The sequence below is a fragment of the Humidesulfovibrio sp. genome, assembly GCF_030689645.1.
In the GTDB taxonomy this organism is placed as follows: Bacteria; Desulfobacterota; Desulfovibrionia; order Desulfovibrionales; family Desulfovibrionaceae; genus Humidesulfovibrio.
Map to the genome: position 1 here is coordinate 1 of NZ_JAUYFU010000035.1, position 8,497 is coordinate 8,497.

An 8,497-nucleotide genomic window follows, 5' to 3' on the forward strand; every position below is an offset into this window, starting at 1 on the left:
CAGGCGCACGGCAGGGCTCACTGCCCCCAAGGCGAGGACCCTGCGTGCATGTCTGGGGGCAGGATTGCTTTCCGAACCGCCGCCAAACACGATCTGCGCATTGCCCTAAGGAGGCTTGACGCCATGGGAATGAGGTATTGGCTCCTGAAGTCGGAGCCGGGATGCTACTCCATCGATGACCTTGCCGCAGAGCCGGACCAGACCACCTGCTGGAGCGGCGTGCGGAATTTCCAGGCCCGAAATTTCCTGCGCGATCAGATGTCCGAAGGCGACCTGGCGCTCTTCTACCACAGCGTGACCGATCCCTCGGCAGTGGGTTCCGTGCGTGTGGTCCGGGCCGGGTATCCCGATGAGACAGCCTGGAATCCCGACGACGGGCACTTCGACCCCAGGAGCCCGCCGGAAAGGCCGCTCTGGTTCGCGGTGGACGTCCGCTTCGATCAGAAGTTCGCCAGGCCTGTGCCCCTCAAGGCCATGCGCATGGTGCGGGCCTTGTCCGGCATGGAGTTGCTGCGCAAGGGGTCCAGGCTGTCAGTGATGCCCATCACCGAAGAAGAATTCAACATAATCAGCCAGATGGGCAAAACAGACGGACCAGGCTGAGGGAGCCGCCAGCCCCCTCAGCACCCGCGCCCTTGCGGCAGGCCGCCGCTAATTCCTGGGCTTCACCGTGGCGTCCACGTCCAGGAACGTCAGCACAATCTTGGTGAACTGCTCGGGCGCTTCGAGAATCAGGCCATGGCTGGCGTTCTTGATCTGCACCAGCCACGCGCCAGGAATGGCGGAGGCGATGACCTTGGAGCTCTCCGATCCCACCACGGGATCTGCGGTGCCAACCAGCAGCAGCGTCTGGTTGGGGATGGCCGGAAGCTTGTCCAGGGGGGTCTTCCAGGTGGCGCTCGCCGCTAACTGACGCAGGATTATGGGGTCCGTATAGGTCCTCTTGCGCAGGCCGTCGGCCACAGGACCACCGTCCGTGGTGGTTGCGTGGATGATGGCCTTGTTGAACCGGTCCGGGTGGCTGAGCAAAAGCTGCTGCGTGATGGTGCTGCCCATGGAGAAGCCCAGCACGTCGGCGCGCTTCACACCCAGGGCGTCCATGAGCCCAATGACATCAGCCGCAAAAAGCGGATAGCTGAAAGGCGTGGCGTCGGCGGTGCTGTGCCCCATGCCGCGGTTGTCCAGCACGATGAGCTGACGCTTCTTGCCGAAGGCCTCCAGCACTGCCTGGGGCCAGCGGTCCATGGTCATCCCCAGGCCAGGGATGAGCACCAGGGGCTCGCCGTTGCCCATGAGCTTGTAGCCCATGTCGATGCCGCCCACCCGCACCTGCCGGATGACATTGCCCTGGGCGTCCTTGCCCACGGGCTTGCCCACAGGCTGAATGTCCTGGGCCAGCGCGCCGGATGCGCAAACAAGCAGCAACAACAGCAGGGGCAGCAGCGCCCAGGGGCTTTTCTTCATTCGACGGTCTCCTTCAGGTTCGGACAATTCGAGGACTCTGGCAAGAGCTGGGAATAACGCCTTAAAGCTACCTCAGGACGAGGTGCGGCGCAATGTTCCGCCGCATCTGCGCGAGGCTTTTTCTCCCTGTTTCATTTTTCACCCGAGCGGCCTCTTTTCATCTGCGCCGCAGGGTGCCACAGTGCCGGGCAGACGCGCTTCATCCCCGCCGGTTCCACCAGCCGGGCAGCGCTGAACGCCCCTTCGAGGAGAACCAGCCATGCCTCATGCGACGAAATCCCGCCCCGCCCAGCGCCCCGGCTCGGGCATGGCGGCCCGCCTGCTGCCAGCACTGGCCCTGGTCATGGCCCTGGCCCTGGCCGCCTGCGCCGCCCCCCGCCAGCCATTGAGCCTGACCATCGCCCACATGAACGACACCCACTCCGCCCTTGAGCCCTCGGACGAAAACCTCACCGTGGATGCGGACGGCCAGCGCCAGATCGTGCGCGCCAAACTTGGCGGCATGGCCCGGCTCAAAACCGCGCTGGACGAGGTGCGGGCCGGCGAGAAGAATGTGCTGACCCTGCACGCCGGGGACGCGGTGCAGGGCACGCTGTACTTCAACGTGTTCCAGGGCGCGCCGGAGTTCGAGTTTCTCAATGCGCTGGGCCTGGACGCCATGAGCCTGGGCAATCATGAGTTCGACCGCGGCCCGGCGCAGCTAGGCCGCATGCTTGCCCTGGCGCGTTTTCCGGTGCTTTCGGCCAACATCGACGCATCGGAAGAGCCCGCTCTGGCCGGGAGCATCCGGCCCTACGCAATCCTCCGGTTCGGCGCGGAGCCCGTGGGCGTCATCGGCTCCACCACCCCGTCCACGCCGCTCATGACCAAAGACGTGGGCCGCGCGCGCTTTCTGGATCCAGCTCCGGCCATCCGCGCCGCAGTGGCCCAATTGCAGGCCCAGGGCGTGAACAAGATCATCCTGCTCTCCCACAACGGCTACGACGCGGATCAGGAACTGGCCAAGACCGTTGCTGGCCTCGACGTCATCGTGGGCGGGCACACCCACACCCTGCTGGGCGACCGCGCGCGCCTGGCCTCCCTCGGCCTGAAGCCAGCCGGGCCGTATCCCACGGTGATCCAAGGCCCGGAGGGCGCAGCCGTCCTCGTGGTCCAGGCCTGGAAATGGGGCGAGGTCCTGGGCGTGCTTTCCATGTCCTTTGACGCCGAAGGGCGCATAACCGGGCACAGCGCCGCGCCCCGGCTCGTGGCGGGCGATGGCTTCCGCATGGGCGGCGTTGCCTTGGACCCTGCTTCGGCTGACGGCAAGGCCGTGCGCGCCGCCGTGGAGGCTTCCGGCATTGCCCGCGTGTACCCGGAAAACCCGGCCATGCTGGCGAAGCTCGCGCCCTATGCCGCAAAGATCGCCGCGTTCCAAAACGCGCCCCTGGGCGCGACGGCAGCCAAGGACATGATCCGCGGCACGGCCACAGATCCCGGCCCCCTTGTAGCCGACGCCTATCTGGCCAAGATGCCGGGGGCGCAGATCGCCTTTGTGGGCGCTGGCGGCATCCGCCGCGACCTGCTTGCCGGGCCGCTCACCCAGGGCCAGATCATGGGCGTGCTGCCCTTTGGCAACACCCTGGTGACCCTGGACCTGAGCGGTGCGCAGATAAAAGACGCACTGGAAGACGCCGTTGAGTTCCGCCTGACCACCCGCCCGCCGGAGAACAACGACCCCAACAAGATTGTTGTGGTCCACACCGCAGGCCTGAGCTACGTCATCCGGCCCTTGCAGCCCAAGGGCAAACGCATTGCCGATTTGGTCCTGCGCCCTGCCGCCGGAACCGCGACCCCGCTGGACATGACCGCAACCTACCGGCTGGTGACCAACAGCTTTCTGGCCGGGGGCGGCGACGGCCTGACCACCCTGAAGAACGCTGTGGGCAACCGCGTGGACACCGGCTATATTGAGCACGATGTGTTTGCGGAATATCTGGCCGCCCTGGGAGCCAAGGGCGACATCTCGCCTCCTCCTGCCCGCGTGGTCATCGAAGCGCCGACTGGAGCGGGCAAGTTGCGCTCCTCTTTAGAGCGGGCGGCGGAACGGGCGGAGCTTCTGTCCCGTGCCGCATGATGCGCGGCCATGGAATTCCGGCGCAACGCCTTGCCAGGGCCTAGAAAGCCTCAAAAATGAACGACGGGCGGCCCATGTCATTTCACGTTGACAGCCGCACCCGGCAAAGCTAATCGCACCCAATTGGTAGTGTTTGACGCAGCAACCCAAGGAGATCGCGTCATGACGAAAGAAAAGACATTGGGCCTAGGCACCCGCGCCCTGCATGCGGGCCAGAGCGACGACCCGGCCACCCACGCCTGCGCGGTGCCCATCTACGCCACCGCGTCCTACAATTTCACCAGCACCGACCACGCGGCCGACCTCTTCGCCCTGAAGGAGTTCGGCAACATATACTCGCGGCTCATGAACCCCACAAACGACGTGCTGGAGAAGCGCCTGGCCGCTCTGGACGGCGGCGTGGGCGCGCTCTGCTTCGCCAGCGGACAGGCGGCCATAACCGGCGCGCTGCTCACCCTGGCCCATGCAGGGCAAAACATCCTCGCCAGCAAAAGCCTGTACGGCGGCACCACCACCCTGTTCACCCAGACCTTCAAAAAGTTCGGGGTGGAGGTGCGCTTCTTTGATCCGGGCAAGCCGGAAGCTATCAAGGCCCTGGCCGACGCCGACACCCGCTGCGTGTACCTGGAGAGCGTGGGCAACCCGAAAAACGACGTGGCCGACTTTCGCGCCCTGGCCGACATCGCCCACGGCCTCGGCGTGCCCCTGATGGTGGACAACACCGTGACCACGCCCATGCTGCTGCGGCCCATCGAGCACGGGGCGGACATCGTGGTTTACTCCACCACCAAGTTCATCGGCGGGCACGGCGTGCACGTGGGCGGAGCCGTGGTGGACGGCGGCACCTTTGACTGGGCCGCAGACCCGGCGCGCTGGCCGGACTTCGCCGCGCCCGATCCGGCCTACCATGGCATGATCTTCACCGAGGCGTTGAAGCCCTTGGGCAACCTCGCGTACATCATCCACATGCGCACCCACTGGCTGCGCGACACCGGGGCCTGCATGAGCCCCTTTGCGGCCTTTCTGTTCCTGCTGGGCCTTGAGACCCTGCACCTGCGCATGCCGCGCCACTGCGAGAACGCCCTGGCCGTGGCCCAGTGGCTTGAGACCCACCCTGCCGTGGCCTGGGTGAACTACCCCGGCCTGCCCGGCCACCCGGACCACAAGAACGCGCAAAAGTACCTGCCCAACGGGGCCGGGGCCATCATGGGCTTCGGGATTAAATCGTCAGGGCCCGGGGGCGGCAAGGAGTCTGGCCGCATCTTCATCAACAACGTGCGCCTGGCCAAGCACCTGGCCAACATCGGCGACGCCAAGACGCTCGTCATCCAGCCCGCCACCACCACGCACCAGCAGCTCTCAGACGCCGAACAGCTGGCCGCGGGCGTCACGCCGGAGTTCATCCGCCTGAGCGTGGGCCTGGAGGATCTGGCCGACATCCTGGCCGACCTGGACCAGGCCCTGCGCCTGGCCGTGGACTGCGGCGGCGCATGCAAGGGGGCCACAGCGTGAGCGATCCCGTTTTCGGCGGAAGCGACGCCGCGCGCGGAGCGGGCGAACTGCCCCACGCGCAGACCCTGACCCTGCCCGGATCGCTGCCCCTGCGCCTTGGCGGAGAGCTGCCCCAGGTCAGCGTATGCTACGAGACCTTTGGCGAGCTGAACTCCGCGCGCGACAACGCGGTGTACATCTGCCACGCCCTGTCCGGCGACTCCCACGTGGCCCGGCATGACGAGGGCGACGCTCCGGGCTGGTGGGACATCGCGGTTGGCCCGGGCAAGGCCGTGGACACGAACCGCTTCTTCGTCATCTGCGCCAACGTGCTGGGCGGCTGCCGGGGCACAACCGGCCCGGCAAGCATCGATGCGCGCACGGGCAGGCCCTATGGCGGCGACTTCCCGCGCATCACCATCGCGGACATGGTGGAGGTGCAGAGACGCCTGCTGGACGAGCTGGGGATCGACAAACTCCACGCGGTCATCGGCGGGTCCATGGGCGGCATGATGGCCCTGACCTGGGCCATAGAGCACCCGGAGCGCGTGGGCTCGGCCATCCTATTGGCCACCACCCACTGCCTGTCCAGCCAGGCTCTATCCTTCGACATCGTTGGCCGCAACGCAATCTTCAAGGACCCCAACTACAACAACGGCCAGTACTACGACCAGGAGCACAAGCCCGACGACGGCCTGGCCATCGCCCGCATGATCGGGCACGTGACCTACCTCTCCGACCGCACCATGTCGCGCAAGTTCGACCCGGACCGCGAGCATCCGCGCGATGTGGCCTATGCCTACGAGAAGGAGTTCAGCGTGGGCTCGTACCTGGCGTACCAGGGCGGGCGGTTCGTTGAGCGCTTCGACGCCAACAGCTACGTGACCCTTTCCTTGGCCATGGACCAGTTCAACCTGGGCCGCGACCACGGCAGCCTGGAGGCGGCCATGGGGCGCATCGCCTGCCCGTCCCTGGTGGTTAGCTTCCGGACGGATTGGCTTTTCCCCCCGGCCCACAGCCGCCGCATGGTGGATGCGCTGCTCGCCCAAGGCAAAAGCGTCAGCGCCCTTGAAGTCGACAGCGACTGCGGGCACGACGCCTTCCTGCTGGAGAACGACCTGCCTGTATACGGCCCGCTCATGGCCGGGTTTCTGGACAAGGGTTGCGGCTGCGTGCCCGAAGACCAGGAACCCGAGGCCCAGTGCGGCGCGGCCCCAACCAACGTGCGCAGCATCTTTTTCCAAAACCGCCTGGACCTGGCGCGCATTGAGGAGCTCATTGAGCCGGGCGCCAGCGTGCTCGACCTTGGCTGCGGTTCGGGCCAGCTTTTGGGCAGGCTGCGTCAGCGCGGCAGCGGCACGCTCCTGGGCTTGGAGCTGAACCCCGGCGACATCATCGAGTGCGTGGCCCAAGGCCTGTGCGTAGTGCAACGCGACCTGGACCGCGGCCTGGGCGTGTTCGCCGACGGACAGTTCGACGTGGTGGTGCTGAGCCAGACCCTGCAGGCCATGCGTCGGCCGGACAAGGTGCTGACCGAGATGCTGCGCGTGGGCAAGACCGGCATCGTGAGCTTCCCCAACTTCGCCCACGCCGAAGCCGTGCGCCAGCTGGCCGAGAACGGCACCTCGCCCGTCACCGAGGGCCTGCCCTTTCCGTGGTGGTCCTCGCCCTCCATCCGCTTCTTCAGCATCAAGGACTTCGAGGCTCTGTGCGCTGAGCTGGGCATCCGCATACTGTCACGCATCGCCATCGACTCGACCACGGGCGGGCAGCTGGACGCCGACTACAACACCCGCGCGGACATGGCCATCTGCGTACTGAGCGGTCCTTCCAGAACCTAGGAGCCCCAGACAGCAATTGGCCCGGCAGACCCGCAGCCAATCCGGGGAGGCGCGTTCCTGAGCTTGGCGGGATCAGGCCAGGACGCCCCCGGAAGGCGTGGACAACGCCGGGCTTGGCGAAGCCGCTGGAGAGCCAGAGCCGGGGACTCCCTTGAAAAGAGGGGCAACTTGCGTTGGGAACCAGCGTGCAGCGCCGCGTGGTTGCCAAAAGATACGTATCACTGCTAGACTGTAGTACTGCCCCCTTTGCCTGTAATGCTCGAGGCCAGAGGCCTCCAGGAGCAAATGCCGTGACTCTGCGCCCGGATGACGAAAATGGTCGCCAGTGGGAAGCCCTGGCCAGGGAGAACGAGGCCTTGCGCCTGGAGCTCGCCGGGGCCAAAGCCCTTCTGGCCATGAACGAAACCCGGACCGGAAGGCTGCTTGAGAACGCTCCGCTGGCGTATCAGTCGCTGGACGCCGACAGCCGCCTTCGTGCCGTCAGCCAAGGCTGGCTGGATCTTTTCGGCTATACGCGCGATGAGGTGATAGGGAAATTCTTCAGACAATTCATCGCCCCGGAAGACCACGAGGCCCAGTCGGCCAATTTCCTGGCCATGGTCAGCACCGGCCGCTCCACTGGCTTTGAATGCACTGCCGTGCGCAAGAACGGCGAGCGCTTCACCGTCAACATCGACGGCATGGCCGAACACCGGCCCGGCGACGGAGTACGCTGCACGCACTGCCTCCTGCGCGACATCTCCGTCCAGAAGGCGGCCCAGACCGTGCTGGAGCAGCGCGAGAGCTTCTACCGGGCCGTTTTCGATTCCGCCGCCATCCCTATCGCCATCGCCCGCGACCTGCGCCTGCTGTATGCCAATCCGCACATGGCCGCGGTCATGGGTTTCGAGACCCGCGCCGAGGTCATCGGCATGGAGATCCGCGACTTCGTGGCACCCCAGCATCTGCAGGAGTTCATCGAACGCGCCATGCGGCGCGAGGAGGGGCTGGAGGCCACCGGACAGTACGAGGTCGATGTGGTGCATAAAAGCGGGCGCATCATTCCGACCCACGCCACGGCCTCCACCATCCAACTGCCCGATGGCCCCGCGACCATCGGGTTTTTTCAGGATATCTCCGAGCAGCGGCGCATCGCCGACTCCCTCCGGCTCAGCGAGGCCCGCTTCCGCACCCTGTTCGACGAGGTGCCCGCCATCGCCGTGCAGGGCTACGCCCAGGACCGCACCGTCATCTACTGGAACGCCGCCAGCGAAGCGCTGTACGGCTACCGGGCGGAGGAGGCCATAGGCCGCAAGCTTGAGGAGCTCATCATACCGCCGCCCCTTCGCCCTGTGGTCATTGAGAGCATCCGGGCCTGGGCTGAGGACGGTATGGCAATACCTTCCGGCGAGCTTGAACTCATGCGCAAGGACGGCTCCCTGGTGCCCGTATTCTCCTGCCACGTCATGCAGGGCATCGATGAAGCCAGGAAGGAACTCTACTGCCTGGATGTGGACCTGAGCGAACTGCATGCGGCCAAAGGCGAGCTCACCCGCGCCCGCGACGCCGCCGAGGCTGCAAACCAGGCCAAAAGTGAATTTCTGGC

At 66.0% G+C, this 8,497-nt stretch carries 6 protein-coding genes; 5 read left to right on the plus strand and 1 reads right to left on the minus strand.

Going from position 1 to position 8,497, the window contains the following annotated elements; all coding sequences use genetic code 11:
- Positions 1-129 precede the first annotated feature (129 nt).
- Positions 130-603, plus strand: a complete 474-nt coding sequence (locus Q8O35_RS05525; RefSeq protein WP_305571494.1) for an EVE domain-containing protein — start codon at positions 130-132, stop codon at positions 601-603.
- Between the two features lie 48 nt (positions 604-651).
- Here Q8O35_RS05525 and Q8O35_RS05530 read toward each other — a convergent pair whose 3' ends face one another.
- Positions 652-1,464, minus strand: a complete 813-nt coding sequence (locus tag Q8O35_RS05530; protein WP_305571484.1) for an alpha/beta fold hydrolase — start codon at positions 1,462-1,464, stop codon at positions 652-654.
- Positions 1,465-1,723: 259 nt separating this feature from the next.
- Here Q8O35_RS05530 and Q8O35_RS05535 point away from each other — a divergent pair, with 259 nt between their 5' ends.
- The 4 genes from Q8O35_RS05535 to Q8O35_RS05550 all read left to right on the plus strand — a co-directional run.
- On the plus strand, positions 1,724-3,580 hold the full coding sequence (locus tag Q8O35_RS05535) for a bifunctional UDP-sugar hydrolase/5'-nucleotidase (protein ID WP_305571486.1): 1,857 nt from the start codon (positions 1,724-1,726) through the stop codon (positions 3,578-3,580).
- A gap of 162 nt (positions 3,581-3,742) precedes the next feature.
- Complete coding sequence (locus Q8O35_RS05540) at positions 3,743-5,092, plus strand: O-acetylhomoserine aminocarboxypropyltransferase/cysteine synthase family protein (RefSeq protein ID WP_305571488.1); 1,350 nt, start codon at positions 3,743-3,745, stop codon at positions 5,090-5,092.
- Entirely contained in the window at positions 5,089-6,912 is a 1,824-nt protein-coding gene (locus tag Q8O35_RS05545) for a homoserine O-acetyltransferase (RefSeq protein ID WP_305571490.1), read from the plus strand. The genes Q8O35_RS05540 and Q8O35_RS05545 overlap by 4 nt, the downstream gene beginning before the upstream one ends.
- A gap of 290 nt (positions 6,913-7,202) precedes the next feature.
- Positions 7,203-8,497 (plus strand): PAS domain S-box protein (locus Q8O35_RS05550; protein WP_305571492.1); only part of this gene is annotated, 1,295 nt, incomplete at its 3' end.

What these genes read in the sequence shown, in the direction of transcription:
- Q8O35_RS05525 (WP_305571494.1), top strand. Translation starts at nt 130, where the DNA reads ATGAGGTATTGGCTCCTGAAGTCGGAGCCGGGATGCTACTCCATCGAT.
- Q8O35_RS05530 (WP_305571484.1), bottom strand. Translation starts at nt 1,464, where the DNA reads ATGAAGAAAAGCCCCTGGGCGCTGCTGCCCCTGCTGTTGTTGCTGCTT.
- Q8O35_RS05535 (WP_305571486.1), top strand. Translation starts at nt 1,724, where the DNA reads ATGCCTCATGCGACGAAATCCCGCCCCGCCCAGCGCCCCGGCTCGGGC.
- Q8O35_RS05540 (WP_305571488.1), top strand. Translation starts at nt 3,743, where the DNA reads ATGACGAAAGAAAAGACATTGGGCCTAGGCACCCGCGCCCTGCATGCG.